Origin of the sequence: Micromonospora foliorum, assembly GCF_022229015.1 — a bacterium.
GTDB lineage: Bacteria > Actinomycetota > Actinomycetes > Mycobacteriales > Micromonosporaceae > Micromonospora > Micromonospora foliorum.
In genome coordinates this window covers 1-715 of the sequence record NZ_JAKKFF010000341.1, presented here as the reverse complement: position 1 = coordinate 715, position 715 = coordinate 1, and the positions used below count along the sequence as shown (strand labels likewise).

The 715-nt window shown below is 75.9% G+C and carries 1 protein-coding gene and 1 pseudogene; both read right to left on the bottom strand.

Annotation, left to right across the window (positions count from 1 at the left end; translation table 11 throughout):
• Nucleotides 1-469 (bottom strand): annotated as a pseudogene (locus PSH25_RS23625) (protein pafC); the annotation flags it as partial.
• Nucleotides 466-715: WYL domain-containing protein (locus PSH25_RS23620; protein WP_238661157.1), on the bottom strand; the 250-nt coding region annotated here is incomplete at its 5' end. The gene PSH25_RS23620 and the pseudogene PSH25_RS23625, both read right to left, overlap by 4 nt.

The window sequence follows — 715 nt, the reverse complement described above, 5'->3', positions numbered from 1 at the left end:
CCACGGCGGCGCGCAGCGCCTCGACCCGCCGGGTGTCCCCGGGCAACCGGACCGCCACCGGGGCGCCCACCAGGTCACCCGCGTCCTCGATCTTGGCGAGGGCCCGTTCGACGGCCTCCCGGTTGGCCACCCCGGGTGTCTCGGCGAGCATCCGCAGTGCCACCACGAGCGCGAGGGCCTCGTCGGGCGTCAGCCGCAACGGCCGGTCGATGCCGGCGTCGTAGGTGATGGTCACCCGGTCACCGTCGAACGCCATGTCGATCAGGTCACCGGGGCCGTACCCGGGCAGCCCGCACACCCAGAGCAGCTCCAGGTCCTCCCGGAGCTGACGCTCGGTGACGCCCAGGTCACCGGCCGCCTCGGCGATCTCGATGCCGGGCCGGGCCAGCAGGTAGGGCACCAGGTTGAGCAGTCGGGCCAGCCGGTCGGCGGACGCGCGGGAACCGTTGCGGGAGGCCGGGCGGGTCACCGGGCACCCCCGCTGGCGGCCAGCTCGTCGTGTCGCACGGCGATCTCCTTGAGTCGTTGGATGACCGCCTCGCGGACCTCCGGTGGGTCGAGGACCCGCACGTCCGGGCCGTAGCCGACGAGGTGACCGGCCAGCCCGTCCGGGTCCGCGTACGGCAGGACCAGCCGGTCGCCGTCCGGCCCGGCGGTCACCTCCACCGCCCAGCGGCGCAGCCCGGCGGCCCGCCCCGGGGCGGCCAGCACGGTG